The sequence below is a fragment of the Pseudoalteromonas sp. 23_GOM-1509m genome (genome assembly GCF_000518425.1).
Lineage (GTDB): Bacteria > Pseudomonadota > Gammaproteobacteria > Enterobacterales > Alteromonadaceae > Pseudoalteromonas > Pseudoalteromonas tetraodonis.
Map to the genome: position 1 here is coordinate 294841 of NZ_KI912432.1, position 19051 is coordinate 313891.

At 39.7% G+C, this 19051-nt stretch carries 23 protein-coding genes and 2 tRNA genes; 11 read left to right on the forward strand and 14 right to left on the reverse strand.

What is annotated here, in order from left to right; translation table 11 throughout:
* Positions 1–44: 44 nt before the first annotated feature.
* A complete protein-coding gene (metG, locus tag N523_RS0111935; protein ID WP_028835161.1) occupies positions 45–2069 on the reverse strand; it encodes a methionine--tRNA ligase in 2025 nt (674 codons plus the stop codon).
* A 177-nt stretch (positions 2070–2246) separates the two neighbouring features.
* On the opposite strand from metG, the gene apbC reads away from it, so the two are divergent.
* Positions 2247–3323: an iron-sulfur cluster carrier protein ApbC gene (apbC, locus tag N523_RS0111940; protein WP_028835162.1), complete on the forward strand. Its 1077-nt coding sequence runs from the start codon at positions 2247–2249 to the stop codon at positions 3321–3323.
* A 2-nt stretch (positions 3324–3325) separates the two neighbouring features.
* Positions 3326–3910 carry a dCTP deaminase gene (gene dcd / locus N523_RS0111945; protein ID WP_013465052.1) on the forward strand — a complete coding sequence of 195 codons (585 nt, stop codon included), beginning with the start codon at positions 3326–3328 and terminating at the stop codon, positions 3908–3910.
* 17 nt (positions 3911–3927) lie between these two features.
* Here the strand turns inward: dcd and N523_RS0111950 are convergent, their stop codons facing one another.
* Positions 3928–4713, reverse strand: coding sequence for a CLCA_X family protein (locus N523_RS0111950; protein ID WP_028835163.1), 786 nt, complete (start codon positions 4711–4713; stop codon positions 3928–3930).
* A gap of 25 nt (positions 4714–4738) precedes the next feature.
* A complete protein-coding gene (locus tag N523_RS0111955) occupies positions 4739–5332 on the reverse strand; it encodes a tRNA-uridine aminocarboxypropyltransferase (RefSeq protein ID WP_028835164.1) in 594 nt (197 codons plus the stop codon).
* 132 nt (positions 5333–5464) lie between these two features.
* On the opposite strand from N523_RS0111955, the gene N523_RS0111960 reads away from it, so the two are divergent.
* Both N523_RS0111960 and N523_RS0111965 read left to right on the forward strand, forming a co-directional pair.
* On the forward strand, positions 5465–5809 hold the full coding sequence (locus tag N523_RS0111960; protein WP_013465049.1) for an Hpt domain-containing protein: 345 nt from the start codon (positions 5465–5467) through the stop codon (positions 5807–5809).
* A gap of 128 nt (positions 5810–5937) precedes the next feature.
* Positions 5938–7155: a pyridoxal phosphate-dependent aminotransferase gene (locus N523_RS0111965; RefSeq protein ID WP_028835165.1), complete on the forward strand. Its 1218-nt coding sequence runs from the start codon at positions 5938–5940 to the stop codon at positions 7153–7155.
* Positions 7156–7188: 33 nt separating this feature from the next.
* Here N523_RS0111965 and N523_RS0111970 read toward each other — a convergent pair whose 3' ends face one another.
* The 5 genes from N523_RS0111970 to mnmA form a co-directional block, all read right to left on the reverse strand.
* On the reverse strand, positions 7189–7647 hold the full coding sequence (locus N523_RS0111970; RefSeq protein ID WP_013465047.1) for a GNAT family N-acetyltransferase: 459 nt from the start codon (positions 7645–7647) through the stop codon (positions 7189–7191).
* 9 nt (positions 7648–7656) lie between these two features.
* Positions 7657–8799: a ribosomal protein uL16 3-hydroxylase gene (locus N523_RS0111975; protein ID WP_028835166.1), complete on the reverse strand. Its 1143-nt coding sequence runs from the start codon at positions 8797–8799 to the stop codon at positions 7657–7659.
* A gap of 80 nt (positions 8800–8879) precedes the next feature.
* The gene (gene purB / locus N523_RS0111980; RefSeq protein ID WP_024603065.1) at positions 8880–10250 is read right to left on the reverse strand and encodes an adenylosuccinate lyase; all 1371 of its coding nucleotides are present in this window, start codon (positions 10248–10250) and stop codon (positions 8880–8882) included.
* Between the two features lie 31 nt (positions 10251–10281).
* Complete coding sequence (gene hflD / locus N523_RS0111985; RefSeq protein ID WP_008113587.1) at positions 10282–10884, reverse strand: high frequency lysogenization protein HflD; 603 nt, start codon at positions 10882–10884, stop codon at positions 10282–10284.
* Positions 10884–11984 carry a tRNA 2-thiouridine(34) synthase MnmA gene (gene mnmA / locus N523_RS0111990; protein WP_008113585.1) on the reverse strand — a complete coding sequence of 367 codons (1101 nt, stop codon included), beginning with the start codon at positions 11982–11984 and terminating at the stop codon, positions 10884–10886. The genes hflD and mnmA overlap by 1 nt, the downstream gene beginning before the upstream one ends.
* Before the next feature lie 467 nt (positions 11985–12451).
* Between mnmA and N523_RS0111995 the strand changes: the two genes are divergently transcribed.
* On the forward strand, positions 12452–13726 hold the full coding sequence (locus tag N523_RS0111995) for a sensor domain-containing diguanylate cyclase (RefSeq protein ID WP_028835167.1): 1275 nt from the start codon (positions 12452–12454) through the stop codon (positions 13724–13726).
* A 57-nt stretch (positions 13727–13783) separates the two neighbouring features.
* Here N523_RS0111995 and N523_RS0112000 read toward each other — a convergent pair whose 3' ends face one another.
* Genes N523_RS0112000 through N523_RS0112025 form a run of 6 tightly spaced genes read right to left on the reverse strand, consistent with a single transcriptional unit; the run spans position 13784 to position 16484 of the window.
* The gene (locus N523_RS0112000; RefSeq protein WP_028835168.1) at positions 13784–14461 is read right to left on the reverse strand and encodes an rRNA large subunit pseudouridine synthase E; all 678 of its coding nucleotides are present in this window, start codon (positions 14459–14461) and stop codon (positions 13784–13786) included.
* Complete coding sequence (locus N523_RS0112005) at positions 14461–14790, reverse strand: TusE/DsrC/DsvC family sulfur relay protein (protein WP_008112024.1); 330 nt, start codon at positions 14788–14790, stop codon at positions 14461–14463. Before N523_RS0112005 ends, N523_RS0112000 begins: the two co-directional genes overlap by 1 nt.
* Positions 14791–14793: 3 nt before the next feature.
* Positions 14794–15060: a DsrH/TusB family sulfur metabolism protein gene (locus tag N523_RS0112010; protein WP_028835169.1), complete on the reverse strand. Its 267-nt coding sequence runs from the start codon at positions 15058–15060 to the stop codon at positions 14794–14796.
* Positions 15057–15413, reverse strand: coding sequence for a sulfurtransferase complex subunit TusC (tusC, locus tag N523_RS0112015; protein WP_008112028.1), 357 nt, complete (start codon positions 15411–15413; stop codon positions 15057–15059). Before tusC ends, N523_RS0112010 begins: the two co-directional genes overlap by 4 nt.
* Positions 15410–15763 carry a sulfurtransferase complex subunit TusD gene (gene tusD, locus N523_RS0112020; RefSeq protein ID WP_028835170.1) on the reverse strand — a complete coding sequence of 118 codons (354 nt, stop codon included), beginning with the start codon at positions 15761–15763 and terminating at the stop codon, positions 15410–15412. The genes tusC and tusD overlap by 4 nt, the downstream gene beginning before the upstream one ends.
* 55 nt (positions 15764–15818) lie before the next feature.
* Positions 15819–16484: a Bax inhibitor-1/YccA family protein gene (locus tag N523_RS0112025; protein ID WP_008112034.1), complete on the reverse strand. Its 666-nt coding sequence runs from the start codon at positions 16482–16484 to the stop codon at positions 15819–15821.
* A gap of 252 nt (positions 16485–16736) precedes the next feature.
* Between N523_RS0112025 and N523_RS0112035 the strand changes: the two genes are divergently transcribed.
* The 6 genes from N523_RS0112035 to proQ all read left to right on the forward strand — a co-directional run bounded on the left by N523_RS0112035 (position 16737) and on the right by proQ (position 19044).
* Positions 16737–16827: transfer RNA gene (locus tag N523_RS0112035), tRNA-Ser, on the forward strand.
* Positions 16828–16878: 51 nt separating this feature from the next.
* Positions 16879–16969, forward strand: a tRNA-Ser gene (locus N523_RS0112040).
* Between the two features lie 174 nt (positions 16970–17143).
* The gene (locus N523_RS0112045) at positions 17144–17524 is read left to right on the forward strand and encodes a hypothetical protein (protein WP_028835171.1); all 381 of its coding nucleotides are present in this window, start codon (positions 17144–17146) and stop codon (positions 17522–17524) included.
* A gap of 128 nt (positions 17525–17652) precedes the next feature.
* On the forward strand, positions 17653–18111 hold the full coding sequence (locus N523_RS0112050) for a GAF domain-containing protein (RefSeq protein ID WP_008112037.1): 459 nt from the start codon (positions 17653–17655) through the stop codon (positions 18109–18111).
* The gene (locus tag N523_RS0112055) at positions 18111–18389 is read left to right on the forward strand and encodes a hypothetical protein (RefSeq protein WP_008112039.1); all 279 of its coding nucleotides are present in this window, start codon (positions 18111–18113) and stop codon (positions 18387–18389) included. Before N523_RS0112050 ends, N523_RS0112055 begins: the two co-directional genes overlap by 1 nt.
* A 16-nt stretch (positions 18390–18405) precedes the next feature.
* The gene (gene proQ / locus N523_RS0112060; protein WP_028835172.1) at positions 18406–19044 is read left to right on the forward strand and encodes an RNA chaperone ProQ; all 639 of its coding nucleotides are present in this window, start codon (positions 18406–18408) and stop codon (positions 19042–19044) included.
* The last annotated feature ends 7 nt before the right edge of the window (positions 19045–19051 follow it).

Here is a 19051-nt window from a genome sequence, read left to right on the forward strand (position 1 = left end):
TGAAAAAAAAGCCGCTAAATATTAGCGGCTTTAAGCGATAATAATTACATTACGCGCATACCCGGCTCAGAGCCGTCGTCTGGGTTAAGAATGTAAATTTCTTTACCACCAGGGCCTGCCGCAAGTACCATGCCTTCAGACATTCCAAAACGCATTTTACGTGGTTTAAGGTTAGCAACCATTACCGTTAATTTACCTTCAATGTCTTCTGGTGCGTAAGCCGATTTAATTCCAGCAAACACTTGGCGAGTTTCACCGCCTAAATCAAGGGTTAATTTAAGCAGCTTGTCAGCGCCTTCTACGTGCTCTGCTTTGGCAATTTTAGCAACACGCAGGTCTACCTTTGCAAAGTCATCAAACTCAATCTCTTCGCTAATAGGCTCTTTCGCAAGCGGGCTATTAGGATCGATTTTGTCTTTTTCAGCAACTAAACTTTCTTTTGATTCTTCAACCATTTTATTCACTTTGTCCATTTCAACACGTTGCATTAATGGCTTAAATTTATTGATAGGGTGGCTTATTAGTGCAGTTTGCACACCTTGCCATGTAAGCTCATCATTTAAGAAGGCTTCAACATTTGTGGCCATACCAGGCAGTACAGGCTTTAAGTAAGTGATCAACACGCGAAATAGGTTAAGTCCTAGTGAACAAACCTGATGCGCTTCTTCTTGCTTTGACTCATCTTTAATAAGCACCCAAGGCGCGGCATTATCAATAAACTGGTTTGCTTTATCAGCAAGTGCCATGATTTCACGAATTGCACGGCTGTATTCACGGTTCTCGTAATATTCGGTGATTGTCGCTGATGCGTTTTGGAATTCTGCAAGCAATTGAGGTTGCATAACTGTATTGCTCAGCTTACCGTCGAACTTTTTAGTAATAAAACCGGCACAACGACTGGCAATATTCACTACTTTACCCACTAAGTCTGAGTTTACACGTTGTGCAAAATCTTCAAGGTTTAAATCTAAATCGGTAATGCCACTATTAAGTTTAGCTGCGTAGTAGTAACGTAAAAATTCTGGGTCTAGGTTATCTAAATAAGTACGCGCTTTAATAAACGTGCCTTTTGATTTAGACATTTTTGCGCCATTGACCGTAACAAAACCATGGGCGAATACATTAGTTGGCTTTCTAAATTGAGCGCCTTCTAACATAGCAGGCCAAAATAGGCTGTGGAAATAGATGATGTCTTTACCAATAAAGTGATAAAGCTCAGCGTCTGAACCTTCTTGCCAAAATGCATCAAAGTCGATGCCCTGTTTATCACATAAGTTTTTAAAGCTCGCCATATAACCAATAGGCGCATCTAGCCATACGTAAAAGTATTTACCTGGTGCGTTTGGAATTTCAAAACCAAAATAAGGTGCATCACGGCTGATGTCCCATTGCTGGAGACCATCGGCAAACCACTCATCTAACTTGTTGGCCATTTCTTGTTGAATTGTGCCTGAGTGTAGCCACTCTTTAAGCATGTCTTCAAAGGCGGGTAAGTCAAAAAAGTAATGCTCAGAATCTTTTAAGATAGGCTCAGCACCCGACATAACAGAGCGTGGGTTGATTAGCTCGGTTGGGCTGTAGGTTGCGCCACAGGCATCACAGCTATCCCCGTTCTGATCTTCTGATTTACATGTAGGACACGTGCCAGTAACAAAGCGATCTGGCAGAAAAATGCCTTTTTCTGGATCGAATAACTGTGAAATAGTGTGCTTTTTGATATGACCGGCATCGTTAAGGCGGTTATAAATAAGCTCACTAAATTCTTTATTCTCTTGGCTATGGGTACTGTGGTAATTATCAAATTTGATATTAAAATCAGCAAAGTCGCGTTGGCGCTCGATACTAACGTTTTTTACCATTTCCTCAGGCGTGATCCCTTGCTTTTGCGCATTAAGCATAATAGGTGTGCCATGAGCATCATCGGCGCACACATAGTATGCTTCGTGGCCTTGTAGTTTTTGAAAACGCGACCAAATATCAGTTTGAATATACTCTAATAAATGCCCTAAATGGGTAGGGCCATTGGCATAAGGTAATGCGCTAGTAATCAGGATCTTTCGCTGTGCCATAATCATTCCGAATTAAGCGTTCCTAGTCAGGAACAGATGAAAATTATTACATTATCGATAAGCAAAGTGATAACAGAGCACACTGCTTATCGATATTTACTAATTGACTGGTGTTAATGCCCTGAATGTTACATAATTCCGTGGCACTTTTCATCAAAGAAACGCTATTTTATTGCTATGTTTGGACTGTCGAAACTATTCTCTGCAAAATCGGTGCAAAAACAACCGATTATTTCTGCTCTAGCGGCCTATCGCAGTGCCGCTTTCGCTGTGGGTATTGAGCAAGATTTCATTGCTGATATCACTCAAAACACTGATAAATCAATTACGGTTAAACTCAATCTCCCTTTTGCGGCGCAATCTGAAATGCCGCATGTGGCTCAATTTTTGACTGAGCGTTTAAAGATTGATGTAAACGTAACGGCTAATGTTCACCTCAAAGAGGCTGCGAAATTTAAAGCCATTAAACATATTGTTTTAGTCGCCTCAGGAAAAGGTGGGGTGGGTAAATCTACTACGGCTGTAAATCTTGCGGGCTCGCTTAAAAATGAAGGCGCAAAAGTAGGCATACTAGATGCCGACATTTACGGTCCGTCAATTCCTATGTTGTTAGGATTAGTTGGCAGTGAGCCGGTTACAAAAGACAATAAACAATTACAACCGTTTGATGCCAATGGTATTAAAGCGCAATCTATCGGTTTTTTAGTCCCCAGCGATGATGCCACCGTATGGCGCGGCCCAATGGCCTCAGGCGCGCTTAGTCAACTTTTAAATGAAACCGATTGGGGTGAACTTGATTATTTAATTGTAGATATGCCGCCAGGTACCGGTGATATTCAATTAACCATGAGCCAAAAAGTGCCAGCCAGTGGCACCGTGATTGTCACGACGCCACAAGACTTAGCGCTTGCTGATGCGCAAAAGGGTATTGCTATGTTTAATAAAGTAAATGTGCCAGTGCTCGGTTTGATTGAAAATATGAGCCATTACATTTGTGGGCATTGCGGCGAGGCCAACCATGTATTTGGTAAAGACGGTGCACAAAAATTAGCCCTTAAGCATGGTGTGCCTGTGCTTTCGCATATTCCGCTTGCAATTGATATCAGAGAATCCTCTGAGCAAGGTAAGTTGATTGCCGATGATACAGATGCGGTTATTAGCAAAACTTACAGCGCGGCCGCACGATTGATTGCCAGCACGCTTTACTATCAACAACATCACAACGCGATTGACGTTGTGATTACGGAAGATTAAAAATGAGACTTTCAGATACACATATTAAAGAATACTTAAACGATGGGCGCATTGTTATCGAGCCCGCGCCAACGAGTGAAATGATTTCAGGGGTTACCGCTGATCTTCGCTTAGGTAATAAGTTTAGAACATTTCATGCCCATAATGCCGCTTATGTTGATTTAAGTGGTCCAAAAGATCAGCTTAATAAAGCGTTAGAATCAATCATGAGCGACGAAATTGTATTAGCTGAAGGCGAAGCGTTTTTTCTACATCCTGGCGAGCTTGCGTTGGCAATAACCTATGAAAAAGTAACCCTACCTGCAGACATTGTTGGTTGGTTAGACGGGCGTTCATCGCTGGCACGCTTGGGTTTAATGGTGCATGTTACAGCACACAGAATCGATCCTGGTTGGAGTGGTAATATTGTTTTAGAGTTTTATAACTCGGGTAAGCTGCCGCTTGCGCTCAGACCTATGATGAAAATTGGCGCAATGAGTTTTGAAACACTTACCGGTCCGTGTGAAAGCCCTTATAACACCCGCATTGATGCAAAATATAAAGATCAGAATAGTGCGGTAGCAAGCCGTATCAGTGACGATAAATAACTAAGCTAAACAATAGCTTATTTTTCTAGTTGATGAAGCGCATAACCTAGTAGTTGAAAATAATGGTTAAGCGCTTCATTGGCGTGTAACGTGTGTTTTAGCTCAGGATAAATTAAATTATTATTGCTTAACCCGCCGACTAAGAAACTGTTTTTGATTGTTTGATGTTCATTGATACAAGCTTCAAAACACCGAGCAGCAAGCTCCTCTGGCATACTCATATACTGCTGATTATGCGCTTTATCAAACGCAATGCATTTATTTACAAATTCATTGGCATGTTCGCCGCTTTGCTCTAAAAACACCTGTTTATAAAATTGATTAAGTGCATCATTAAGTGGATGGCTTAAGTCGGGAGAGTGTGATAACCATAACTTAGAAGCGAAACCAAAGCGGGTTTTTGATTTAAACAAATGCTCACTAATATGATGATCAAAAGCATGAAACCATTCATGGGCTAAAGCGCCACCGCCTGCATTTTTAGCCAGTGCTAAGGTTTGGTCATACGCATTATAATGTGCTTGCACGCCTTTTTGTCCACCGTGACCAAAAGCGAAATTAAGTTTGCCACGCAGGCCAATGGCAGTGGGTGGTAAATGCAAAATCTGCGCTAAATCAGCCAGCGCATCATAAATTAAGTTGGCACTAATAAAGCGCTCTTCTTTAGTAACCCATTTACCAACCACCATAGAACGAAAACCAAAAGTGGTTCTTATATCATTAAAATCGACTTGATCGTCAAAACGATAGTCGGGGCCTTGGCGAGAAAAACCGCGTTTTAATCGAGATGTGGTATTACGCATTGGTTATTTTATTTCAGCTCATACATTACAAGTAACGTGCTTTTACGTGAGCGGGCATGTGTTGGGTTTGTTTTTTTATTAATTCCTCTAATAAACCATACAAGGGCGCAGGGTTTAGTGCTTCTATGAGCCATAAACTATGTGCTACTGCTTCTAGTGTCGATAAACTATCTGCTCTAGGGGCTTTACGAATAGCATAACGGTTGGTGGGAATATGGCTAAAGCTTACCGTTTTAAACTGTTGTAATAACGGGGTTAATTGCAAAATTTTAAAGGCTTTATTCCATGTACCATCAATCACAATTAAATGCGTAATCTCTTGTAGATTTTCTTTACTATTCGGTCGGTCTAATTTTACGGCGCTCTCGCTTGGGTAGAGTAATACGCTCGATTCTATAGGCAGGTTTTGTAAACAGGCGAAGTCCTGATTATTTTCGCCTCTAATAATTTTACAGTGGGTTAAACCCAAAGCTAATAGCTGCGCCGTATTTTTGCTAACTTTTGCTTCACTGGGGTGCTGCAAAATAATAACCTGTGTTTGGTTATTAACACGGGTAATTGCGCTGCAAATACAAGTGCTTAGCGAAAAGTTACACTGTTTACAAAGAGGACGTGCCATTGAATACACTATTTCGTTGGTACATTTGCCGTAATTATACATTTTTGCACTAATAAAGTTGGTTTTTTTTGTGCTTAGATATAGAGTAAGAGATAAGAAGAAAATCGATGGACCGTATTGAAGGGCATGAATATGACAGAGATCAATATTGACGAATCCGCTTTAGAAAGTATGGAATCGCTATTAGGTGAACAATTTCCAGATACGCTGGAATTTTGTTGTGCGGAATTTGAGCGATTGGGTAACGAAGCAATTGCTGCGCTTGGGCAAGATAAAGAGGCTGCTATTCGTCACTCTCATAGCCTTAAATCAAACGCCGCTCAATTTGGTGCGGCAAGTTTAGCCGAAGTTGCTCGTTTAATTGAATATAATTTAAATAACGGGAATGACGAGCAGGCTGTTAATGCAGCCGATGGATTAATGGCGCAAGTTACTGGTTCACAAGCAAAACTAAATGCATGGTTAGCTGGGCGCTAAACGCGTTTCAATAGTAATAAAAAAGAGTGTTAACGTGAATTTTTTTCAGTTTTAAGCGCTTAATTTTCCTAGTAATTCACGGCTTTATTGCGTTAGTCTAATGGCTAACTTGCTCTTTAGAGGTAACAATGTCAGAAATAAAAAAGAGTCATAAATTAGACGGCGTCTGTTATGACATCCGAGGTCCCGTTTTAGTGCAAGCTAAAAAAATGGAGGATGAGGGCCAAAAGGTATTAAAGCTTAATATAGGCAACCCCGCCGCATTTGGCTTTGATATGCCTGAAGATATGCATCGCGATATCATCCGTAATTTATATTCAGCTCAAGGATACTGTGACTCTAAAGGTCTTTATTCTGCGCGTGTTGCTATTTATCAGCACTACCAACAGCGTGGCTTACACAATTTAGACGTTGATAATATTTACATTGGCAACGGCGTGAGTGAGCTTATCCAAATGGTTACTCAAGCACTGTTGAATAATGATGATGAAGTGTTAATTCCCGCTCCAGATTATCCGCTTTGGACAGCCTCGGTAAAATTAGCAGGTGGTAATCCGGTTCATTACTTGTGTGATGAAGAGCAAGATTGGTTTCCTGACATTGATGATATTAAGAGTAAAATCACCTCTAAAACTAAAGCATTAGTGCTGATTAATCCCAACAACCCAACTGGGTCTGTGTACAGTGACGCTTTACTTGAAGAGTTGATCAATATTGCTCGAGAGCACAAGCTTTTGCTGTTAAGCGATGAAATATACGAGAAAATTCTATACGACGGCGTTACCCATACTTCTATTGGTTCATTATGCGATGATCTCCCTATCATCACCTTTAATGGCTTAGCTAAAACATACCGTGCTGCTGGGCTGAGAATGGGCTGGATGGTACTAAGTGGCCGCACCGCATTAATGACAGATTTAATTAAAGGCTTAGATATTCTTGCCTCAATGCGTCTTTGTGCCAATGTGCCCGCACAATATGCAATTCAGCAAGCATTGGGTGGCGTTCAGTCAATTGATAGCTTAATTGACCCCGGTGGGCGTTTATATGTGCAACGTGATATTGCTTGGCGCGGCTTAAATGCGATTGATGGAATTAGTTGTAAAAAACCTAAAGGGGCGCTTTATGCTTTCCCTAAAGTGGATACCGCTAAATTCAATATTAAAAGCGATGAACAAATGATGTTTGATTTGTTAAAAGCAGAAAAAATATTGTTAGTACATGGGCGCGCCTTTAACTGGCCAGAGCCTGATCATTTTAGATTGGTGTTCTTACCTAATAAAGATGATTTATCGAGTGCAATGATGAAAATGCAGCGTTTTTTCAAAGATTACCGACAAGAATAAAGAAAAAAACGAGCCAAGTGGCTCGTTTTTTCGTTAATGCACTAAAGTAAATGGTCGTGTTTCAAAGCATGCAATAGGGCACTGCATACGTTGCCTTGGGATACCTGCTTCCATAAAGACGTGGCCTTGCACAGTAAACCCATTATTTTTGAATCGTTCTACTTCGTTTAAAATACAATTAATACTGATTGCTTCAATACCTTGCTCCGCTGCTAATTTAACAATGAAATTAAGCAGTGACTTATAAACATTGCGGTTGCGATGCTGCGGCAATACGGCGATTCTACCAATTAAACCATCATTACATAATCGACCTGTGGCAACAGGTGAGTGCATATTATCGGTGACCAGAATATGTTGAGCGAGTGCATCTAAGTTATCAAACTCAATACGTTTAGGAATATGTAACTCATATACAAACACTCGCTCCCTTATATGTTGCAGTTGACTTTTTTCACTTTGCCAATCAACTTTGTCAACGGTATAAACCATGACCTCCTCCTAGCTAAACCAAATACCCTCATTAACCAGTGTAGTAAAAGTTTCGATAAAATCTAGGCTAGGTGTGGTTGCATTAAGCACGCTGCTATCAAATTCAATAAAATCAGTAAGCTGTTTTACCGCTTCTAAATCTGATAAGGGTAAAGCGTAGTTTTCGCCATTGATACTCAGAAGTAACTCTGTATCCATACATTGATAAATAGCACGTGTGCCCCCTAAACGCTCAAATGTTACTTGGTTTTCAAGCAGTTGTTGTATTTGTTCGACACTAAATGGGTCTTCTTCAGGGGCTAAGTCCATATCATGCTTAGGTTGGCTAAGGGTATTACCTAACCAGTGTTTAAATAAACTCTCGTCTTCTAGCAATGCTTGCATTAACGTTTTTACTTTATCGACTTCGCTTTGGGTTAGCTCACCTTTGGAATCACGCAGGGCGAGGGTATGGTCGGTATACCTTTTTTGGCCGCTTTCTGTGTCGATAATATGATCAGCAAAACTTGAAAGTAAATCTTGTTGATTAGGTGCTCTAAAACCGACTGAATAGTTGAGTGCATTTTCAACCGCATAGCCTTCATGAGGACAACCGGGTGGTATATATAAAATATCACCGGGCTCCAAAATACAATCAATTACTGCACTAAAGGCTTCAACTTGCAGTAATGTTTTATTTTGAGCAAATTGTTTTAGTGTTGGGTCGGGTAATCCTACCCGCCAATGGCGCTTACCTTCACCTTGAATAATAAATACATCGTATTGGTCTAGGTGTGGGCCAACACCGCCACCTGGGGTTGAGTAGCTGATCATCAAATCATCTATTCGCCAATTAGGTATAAAGCGAAAAGGTTCAAGTAACTGAGCAGCTTCTGGGTGCCAATGATCCACTGCTTGCACGAGTAGTGTCGAGTGCTGATCAGTGAGTATTTCAAAATCGTCAAATGGTCCCTGATGCGATTGCCATTGTTGATTGTGGTTAGTAATAATGCGCGATTCTATGCTGTCTTCCATAGCAAGGCCTGCGAGTTCATTCGCATCAAGTGGGTCTTGAAAATCTTTAAAACCAGCTTTGATCAACAGTGGTTTTTTTTGCCAATATTGACTTAAAAACGCTTGCTCTGATAATTCATTTATTTTTAATTGATACATAGAATGCCTATAACGTTAAGACCTAAATGAAAAAAGCGAAAGGCAGGTACCTTTCGCTTTATATTAGTAGATTTGAGTGATTAAACTAAATCATCAATAAACTTAACAGCGCGACCAATGTAGTTAGCCGGCGTTAGTTTTTTCATTTCAATTTTTGCAGCTTCTGGAAGGTCTAAACCATCGATGAAATCAGCCATAATTTCTTGATTTACACGTTTACCACGGGTTAAATCTTTTAGCTTTTCATATGGTTTTTCAATACCGTATTTACGCATAACGGTTTGAATTGGTTCAGCGAGCAGCTCCCAGTTTTGGTCAAGCTCATCTGCCAAACGTTGCTCGTTTACTTCAAGTTTGCTTACACCTTTAAGGGTTGATTGGTATGCAATTACCGCATAACCCATACCTACACCTAAGTTACGTAATACGGTTGAGTCAGTTAAATCACGTTGCCAGCGAGACACAGGTAGTTTTTGTGCTAAATGACCAAAGATAGCATTGGCTAAGCCTAAATTACCTTCTGAGTTTTCAAAATCAATCGGGTTCACTTTGTGTGGCATAGTTGATGAGCCAATTTCACCGGCAATGGTTTTTTGCTTAAAGTGATTAAGTGCAATGTAGCCCCACATGTCGCGGTCAAAATCGAGCAAAATGGTATTAAAGCGTGCAATTGCATCAAAAAGCTCTGCTATGTAATCATGCGGTTCAATTTGCGTGGTAAACGGGTTGAGTGTTAAACCTAGGCTAGTTACAAACTTATCGGCGTGGGTATGCCAATCGTAGTCAGGGTACGCACTTAGATGTGCATTGTAGTTACCCACAGCACCGTTTACTTTACCTAGCATTTCTACTTGTGCAATTTGGTCACGTTGACGCTTTAAACGCATGTAAACATTTGCAAACTCTTTACCCATAGTCGAAGGCGTTGCAGGCTGTCCATGTGTACGAGTCATCATTGGAATGGCTTTGTACTCAATTGCTTTTTCTTTAATGGCGCTTAATAACTCATCACAATAAGGTAAAACGACGTGGTTACGCGCTTCAGTTAACATTAAACCATGAGATAGGTTATTAATATCTTCAGAAGTACAGGCAAAGTGAATAAATTCGTTAATTGCGTGTAGCTCAGCATTATCAGCTACTTTTTCTTTTAGTAAATACTCTACGGCTTTAACATCATGGTTTGTCGTGCGTTCGATGTCTTTAACCCGCTGAGCATCAGCTTCACAGAAGTTATCTACAATTGCATTCAACAGCGCATTTGCTTCGTCGCTAAAAGCGGGGACTTCTTTAATCTCGCTTGCTGCAGCTAACGCTTGCAACCAACGCACTTCAACGGTTACGCGGTATTTGATTAATCCAAATTCGCTAAAAATACTGCGTAGTTCAGTGGTTTTGCTGCCGTAGCGACCATCAACCGGAGAGATAGCCGTTAACGCTGAAAGCTCCATAATAACTCCTAAATTTTAGTTTGAACGATAATTAAATTTTTGTTTTAGCTATGGCGAGAATTTTTCTTTTCGCAAAAAAGAAATGACGACGTTTGCCGCCCATTTGTCGCCATAATACTGCACTGCGAATTCCGGCTAAAAGTAATGCGCGGATTTTATTTTGCGTGAGCTGCTGTTTTAATAACTCGGGTTTACCATAAACCTGAATTCGGTGCCCAAGGGGGCTTAGCACCGACGAGTATATATCTGCTAAACCGGCAACAACACTGTCATCGGTAATAGCAAAATGATCTAAACGACGATGAATATCATCAATACGTTTACCTAATTCATTGAGGCTTTTACTGTTAGCACTAAGCGCACGCTCTAACTGCATTAAACCACCTACATATTTGACTATTTCTACATCTTTTTGAGCACCGGCACTCAGTTGTGCCATCAATGTTTTATAGCCGTCACGTAAGTTATGTTCACCTTGATAAACATCTTCTGGGGAAGCTGGCGAGGTTTGTACAATACTTGATAATAAAATCGATAAATCTTGTTCATCAGCGCGGCCATATTGGGCAACCTTCTGAACTTGCTTAGCCACTTGGCACATGGCAGCAAGCGCCATGACTTGATGTTGATTCATTATTTGATCACCGAGTCAATAATACCACCACCTAAACACACTTCATTAGCGTAAAATACCGCAGATTGTCCTGGGGTTACCGCTTTTTGTGGCTCATCAAATAATACGCGTGCCATACCATCTTCACCGACTAACAAGGTACAGCTTAGGTCTTCTTGACGGTAGCGTGTTTTTACGGTGCAACGAGTAGTACCTTGAGGACCAACACGATCTACCCAGTGTAATTGGTTGGCATTTAGGCCATTACTGTAAAGGCGAGGGTGATTTTTACCTTGGCCCACAATCAATACATTGCGTTCAACATCTTTGTCTACAACATACCAAGGTTCGCCTGAGCCTTCTTTCATACCACCAATTAACAAGCCTTTGCGCTGACCTAAGGTGTGGTACATTAAACCTTCATGTTCACCAACGTTGTTACCATCTGTGTCTTCAATAACACCAGGTTGAGCAGGTAAGAATTTTTGTAAGAAATCTTTAAATTTACGCTCACCGATAAAACAAATACCAGTACTGTCTTTTTTATCGTGGGTAATTAAATCTTGCTCTTCAGCAATACGGCGCACTTCTGGCTTGGCAATATCTCCGACAGGGAACAGCGTTTGCGCGATATGTTCATGACTCAATGTGTACAAAAAGTAGCTTTGATCTTTATTATCATCTAGGCCACGGCACATAACATATTTATCATCTCTGAGCTCACGACGCACGTAGTGGCCCGTTGCTATAAAGTCAGCACCAAGTGCTTGAGCCGCAAATTCTAAAAAGGCTTTAAATTTAATTTCTTTGTTACACATGATGTCTGGGTTAGGTGTGCGACCAGCTTTGTACTCTGCTAAAAAGTATTCGAATACGTTGTCCCAGTATTCCGCTGCAAAGTTAACGGTATGAAGTTCAATACCTAATTTGTCACAGACAGCTTGGGCATCTTTTAAATCTTCAGCGGCAGCGCAATATTCATCATTGTCATCTTCTTCCCAGTTCTTCATAAACAAGCCTTCTACTTGGTAGCCTTGTTGTTTTAATAAATATGCAGATACAGAAGAATCAACACCGCCGGACATACCAACGATGACTTTAATGTGACTATTTTCGCTCATGAATAATTTCGCTTATACAGATTACTGTTAACTTGGAAAGGCCGCGATTATAGCATGTATTTTGTAAGTGCTTAAAGAGAGGAAGGGCTATTGAATAGATTTTGTTGCTTTTTTTTATGTTGGTTAGGGATGATTTACTCTTTGTTAGTCGATTTTTACTTAGCCGATTAGATTAGACATTTTGTGGTGATATTATAGCCCCTTTGTTTGAACACATTTTAATTTGCAAAGAACAACAGGTCCTAGATGTCAGACCATTAAATTATAAACACTCATTTAAGTTATAAATGATGAGTAAATGTTGTTTATTTAAGGTGTTAGTACTATTTATAGAATATCAAAGAATATATTTATTATTGTTCATTAACAAACCTTTACAACCAAATGATTATGCAATACCTTTAGATGAGTTTAAATTGAATAAACACTCAAATAAGTATTTATAATATAGTCAATGGAATGAATATATGAATTATGCTTCTCAAGCACAAAAGGTAAAATCTTACGTTGTTGAGTTATCAACAAAGGTACAACGCGATGATTGCTTAGTAGCAGAACAATTACCACATAACGTTAAAGAATCAGCTTACAAACTGTTTTATCAAACCATTAGGGTTCCTCGCCCTTACCGCTTTGAAGAACCCAACCCTATTTCAGCGCTATTTAGGCTCATTGAACATTCTTTAGACTTTATTAATCCCTTTCAACAAGTCATTTTAAAGCAGCTAGAAAAGTGGTGGTTAGAATGGCATTTTGTTGCCACTATGAATGCTTCTCTTGAAATGAAACACGTTGAGCAGCAGCGTTTTGTTAGTAGTGCAACTGAACATCCAATGCGAAAACATGAGCTGAGCCATTATGCAAAATTATTTACTATTTTGCCTTTGCCCGTGTGTAATGTTTGTATGGTAACCGGCGATATTTTAAAGCTTAATCAACGCTTTGTAGATGTATTTGGCTATACAATTGATGATATCCCTAATTTAAAACAGTGGTGGAAGGTCGCGTATCCTGAGCCTAGTTATAGAGAGTCTGCTCAAACGATGTGGGGTGAGTCTTTAGCGCAGGCAAATAAAAATAATGACGATATTCCTGCTAATGACTATCAAATTGTATGTAAAGATGGTTCGAAAGTGATAATGCAAGTGTCAGGTATTAGTGTAGAAAGTGAATTTATTGCTGTATTTAACGATGCGACGGAGCGTTTGAAAACCCAAGAGATACTCAGCGATATGGCCTTTTTAGACTCATTGACTAAAATTGCCAACAGACGCCGTTTTGACGAAAAATTACATGCTGAATTTAAAAAACTGATAAAAGTAAATACTCAACTTTCTATGATCATTATTGATATAGATAATTTCAAAAAATTTAATGATAGGTATGGTCATATTGCAGGGGATAAGTGTTTACATAGCGTAGCGCAAAAGCTAGCAGAAACAGTCAGTCGTCCTGAAGACTTTGTAGCGCGCTATGGCGGAGAAGAGTTTGTTGTTTTACTCCCACAAACAGATAATCAAGGTGCACTCTTTATTGCAGAACAAATACAAAAATCTATTGAAGATTTAGCGATAGCTCATGAAGATAGTTTTACTGGCTTTCTCTCTGTGAGTATGGGAGTTCATACGGTAAAACATGGCGAAAAAACTAACCATGTCGATTTCTTTAAAGCAACGGATAGTGCGCTGTATTATGCAAAAAGGCAGGGCAGAAATTGTATTGCCTTAGGAAGGCATGAATAACACAGCATGTTTAACCTTTGCTTTTAATACCAGATAAGCAAAGGCTAACGTAAAGTATTAACTGTTGGTTGGTGGCCCACTGATTTTATATTGACCTGTTTCAATTCCATCGAGTGTGTATTTACCAATACTATAGCGAATTAACCGTAACGTTGGGTGGCCAATGTGTGCGGTCATTCGTCGAACTTGACGGTTCTTCCCCTCGTTTATAGTGATACTCAACCAAGATGTTGGAATTGATTTACGTTCTCTCACTGGGGGAGTGCGTGGCCAAAGCGCTGGTTCATCGATTAACTTTACCTGTGCAGGTAAGGTTAATCCATCTTTGAGTTCGACCCCTTGACTGAGCGCATCAATAGATTCTTCTGTAGGCACCCCCTCAACTTGTACCCAGTACGTTTTGTTGGTTTTTTTACCAGGAGCGGTTAAGGTATTTTGTAATTTCCCGCAATTGGTCAATAATAACAAGCCTTCACTGTCTCTGTCTAAGCGACCCGCAGCATAAACATCTTTAATAGGAATAAAATTAGCCAGTGTTTGTCTATTTTGCTCGTCTGTGAATTGGCAAAGGACATCATAAGGTTTGTTAAATAAAATAACTTTTTTATCGCTTTGGGCTATCTGCGGCTTAATTTCTCTTTTTATGGGGCTTTTTTTTACAGCACTGCGCGAATATGTGCGACCTGTATTGCGTTTACTTGTTGAAGATGACGTGTTTTTAGCTTTTTGTTTCATTAAATACACCGTGCAGGTTTAGGTAAGCCCGCAATTTTAGTGGCTTGTTTGGCCGGTCCCTTCGGAAAAAGTTTATACAAGTACATGCTATTACCTTTATCCTCACCGAGCGCTTTAGCCATCGCTTTGACTAACATTCTAATGGCTGGACTGGTGTTGTATTCAAGATAAAATGCGCGCACAAAGTTAACAACTTCCCAATGCTGTTCGGTTAATATAATGCTTTCATGTTGTGCAATAACATCGGCCAATTCTTTAGACCAATCAGTATGATCTAGCAGGTAACCTTGCTTATCTGTGTCTATTGTTTGATTATTAAATTCAAGCATAAATCACCAAGTAATTGATTGTTTAGATGATAAACTTAGGGTAACGAACTCATCATAGCTAATCGCTTTATCATTCAAATTTAAAGAGATACCACGCGCCGCTGCATCGTCCTTTAAAATATAAAGCGAATCGGCAAATTGCCTGTATTGCCCTTTAGCAAAACAGGCATCACCCACTAATAAAACCGAGTCTGTTAGCATAATCAGATTATCGAGACTGTTTGCACTGTAGTAATTCAGCGGTTTTGAAAATATATGTAAAGTGCTCATAGCGTTACCACGTGCTGCTGATTTTGAATTAACTGTTTTTGGGCATTAAAGTTAACGGTTTTTACTTCAATAAGTAGCTCATTTTTACTTAAACCGTAGTCAATGAGTGACTTCTCACACACGTAGATATTGTCAACATCATATATTTCTAGGGTTTTAATATTTTTAAAAAAATCTTTAAGTCCCAAACTATTCGGGCTTTGATTTTTTTTAAGAGCTAACACCGCAGGACCGCTAAACAACCAACTTATATTTTGATCAACTGCGGCAAAAATAAGCGTCATATCGAGTGCATCGCGAATATGCATGTCATCAAATGGACTTGATTGACTAATAACGAGTACATTAATCATTTAAATTGTATCCATTTATCTGCTTCACTGGCTAACATAGCAAATTCAGCGAGGCCTGCTACAGCGAATACACCAGTATTTTGCATATCTAAGCCACGCTTTTCAGCTGCGGTAACGCACAGCATTAAATTAATATTTTTGTCGGCTAGCTGCTGCCAAAGTGAGGATAAATTGAGCTCATCTGAGGTAAGCTCAAAATGAGTAGAAGCATGATAGATACCATCTTGGTATAAAAATATTGCATCAACACTATGCCCTTGTGCTAAACAGGCGTGAGCAAATTTAACAATTCGCTGTGTGGTATCGTGATCCGATGGTGGAGTATGTAAAGAAAGTACAAAGCGTGCCAAAACTATTCCAATAAAAAAGCCCCAATAAAGGGGCTATTTTAACAGAACTATTTAATTAGTCATTATTTGCGCCAAGTAACGCAAGTAAAGACGTAAATAAGTTGTACACACTCAGGTATAAAGAAACCGTTGCGCGGATATAATTCGTTTCGCCGCCATTGATGATTCTGCTCGTATCGAACAAAATTAGGCCAGACATGATTAGTACCACAGCTGCGTTTAGTACCATAAACATTAAAGAGCTACCTAGGAAAATATTTACAATACTTGCCACGATAACCACAATTAAGCCCACAGTTAAAAAACCACCCATAAACGAGAAATCTTTTTTAGTGTTAAGTGCATAAGCAGATAAACCAAAGAAGATTAACGCCGTAGAACCTAGCGCTTGCATAATTAGCATAGGGCCATTAGGTAATTGTGCATAGTGATTAAGGAGTGGGCCTAAACCAGCGCCCATTAATCCTGTAAACGCAAACACCCAAAATACACCAGATGCTGTGTCGGCTTTTTTGTTTACAACAAAAAGAAGGCCAAACGAAACCAGAGTGAATACTAGTCCCATGAAATAAGGTAATTGCAGTGCCATTGAAATGCCGGCGGTGACGGCACTAAATGCAAGTGTCATTGCAAGTAGAAAATAAGTGTTTTTAAGCACTTTGTTTGTTTCAATGGTCGACATTACCGGCTTTGCAGTATTGTACGATTGATTAAATGCCATTGTAGAGCTCCTGTAAGTGAAACTAAGTAGTTCCTGTAATTTAACTAAAATTAGATTACCAACTCTTATATGTTTGGGCAAACCTTTGTAGATCAATAGACAACTAAATTTAAATAAAAGTTCACTCGGCGTATAGGAATCGCCCTTTTTGCTTTATGTTTAAACAAATTAGTTGTTTTTTAATCACTTGAACAAATAATTGAAAAAAAAGCTTCACAAAGCCCATGGGTTTCCCTATTATTCAGGCCGTGCGGAGAGATGGCAGAGTGGTCGAATGCACCGGTCTTGAAAACCGGCAGGGGTTTATAGCCCCTCTAGGGTTCAAATCCCTATCTCTCCACCACCTTATTAAAATAACTATGAGTACTCTCTTACTTGTAGTTTATGCACTTTCGGAGAGATGGCAGAGTGGTCGAATGCACCGGTCTTGAAAACCGGCAGGGGTTTATAGCCCCTCTAGGGTTCAAATCCCTATCTCTCCACCATTATATTAAAGCCCGCTTATTAGCGGGCTTTTTTGTGTCTAATTTTCGCTATACCTAACCTCAAAACCAAGTATATTTAGTTAAAAAATACGACCATAGTCTCTATTTATAAGCTACAGCTCTTAGGGCATGCTAAGAAATAAGATTTATGCTTGTGTATTTAAGGTTCTTACTATGAAACATCAACTTGCTAAAAGCGTCGCACTTTCATTATTATCTCCTGTTATTATCGGCAGTATGCTAGGAATATATTACGCATTGACTATGCGTGGTGACGCGGTGTCTATCTTTTTAGGACTATTGATGACAGCCATATCTAATGCGCATATTGTTGGGTTAACGATGGCTGCGTTTGTGGTGCCAGGCTACTTACTTATGTTTAAGTATTCTAAGGTGAATTATTCTGGGGTATTAACTCTTGGCTTACTGGGTGGCGCTATTTTTAGCTATCTGCTTAGTGCGACTACTGGCGAGATATTTTTAATCAATAGTGTGATGTCGGGATTTGCTGCAGGACTGTTTTTATTTGGCTTGCGTAAATCGGTACAAAGCTAATTGCAGAATATTTAATCAAGTGTGTCGTAAAACCATGTAATTTCCTTTTTTTTACCCGCAAAAGGTTTCAATTTTTAGTGACAAAGAGTACCTTTAGCTACTGTATGTTTAATAAGAAGTAGTTTGGTATGCAAAAGCACGATTTTTACCAGTCATTAGTTAAGCAAACTGAATCGCTGATAGGCGGTGAATCAAACATAATTGCCAATATGGCAAATATTAGCGCGCTGTTATTTACTTCTTTAGAAGATGTGAATTGGGCGGGCTTTTATTTTATGGATTCACCGACAGAATTGGTACTTGGTCCATTTCAAGGCAATCCAGCTTGTATTCGTATTCCGGTAGGGAAAGGGGTATGTGGCACTGCTGCGGCAACCGAGCAAACCCAGTTAATTTCAGATGTGCATGCGTTTGACGGTCATATAGCCTGTGATGCGGCGTCAAATTCTGAGATAGTTGTACCTATCATGAAAAACGGCCGTGTATTTGCGGTACTTGATATAGATAGCCCAAGTATTGGCCGATTTGATACTGATGACCAAGCAGGGCTTGAAGCACTTGTAAAATGCTTAGAGGCTAGCCTGTAATGAAAGATTTGCTAAATGTTCAAGATTACCTATTCGCCGTTCAAGATGTAGGTGATTGGGAAGGTGAAGAAGAACATGTAGCGGAAACGCTCAATGATTTGATTCACATGGCCTGGGATCGTCTACCTGATGATTTAGACTGTGATTCAATTGATGAAATTATAAATGGTATTTGGGAACATTTACGTGGTGATATGGCTGTGATTGAAACTGACTTTGAAGAGTTAGTTGATTGGAGCATCCACTATGTTGATTCTGCCCTTGATGAAAAGATGTGATTAAATAGGTTCTAAAATGGAAACCACAAACAAGCTAAAAGATATTAATGAAGTATTGGAGTTCTTATACCAAGAATTTCCACAATGTTTTAAACAAAAAGAAGGCATTCAGCCGCTTAAAGTAGGTATCTTTAAAGATATCGCTGAGCGTATTGAAGGGTCTGAAAAAGTTAGTAAAACACAAGTACGCCAAGCACTTAGAAAATACACATCTAACTGGCGCTATCTTGAAGCGGTTACTAAATCTGAGTTCCGTATTGATCTTGACGGAAATCAAGGCGAGAAAGTTGAGCAAGAGCATATCGACCACGCACAAAAAGCGTTGGAAGAAAGCCGTGCTAAAATGGCAAAGCGCAAAAAGCAGCAACGCCCACGTCAAGACTCAGATGCAAAATCTTTTAAGAAGAAGCCAGTGCATTCAGCTAAAAATCCATCAGCTGCAGCAAAACCTGCCAAAGCCGCTGCGCCTAAGCGTTCAGGAAAAGTTGAACCTTTACCTGCAGGCGAGGTCAAGGTTAATAACAAGGTTAAAGTTAAACTTGGCCAAGCACTTGTTAATGCAGTAATCACTGAAGTAAACAAAGACGATGTTCACGTTGAACTAGTGACAGGTATGCAAGTAAAAACCAAAGCCGACAGCTTATACATTATTTAAGTTGCGA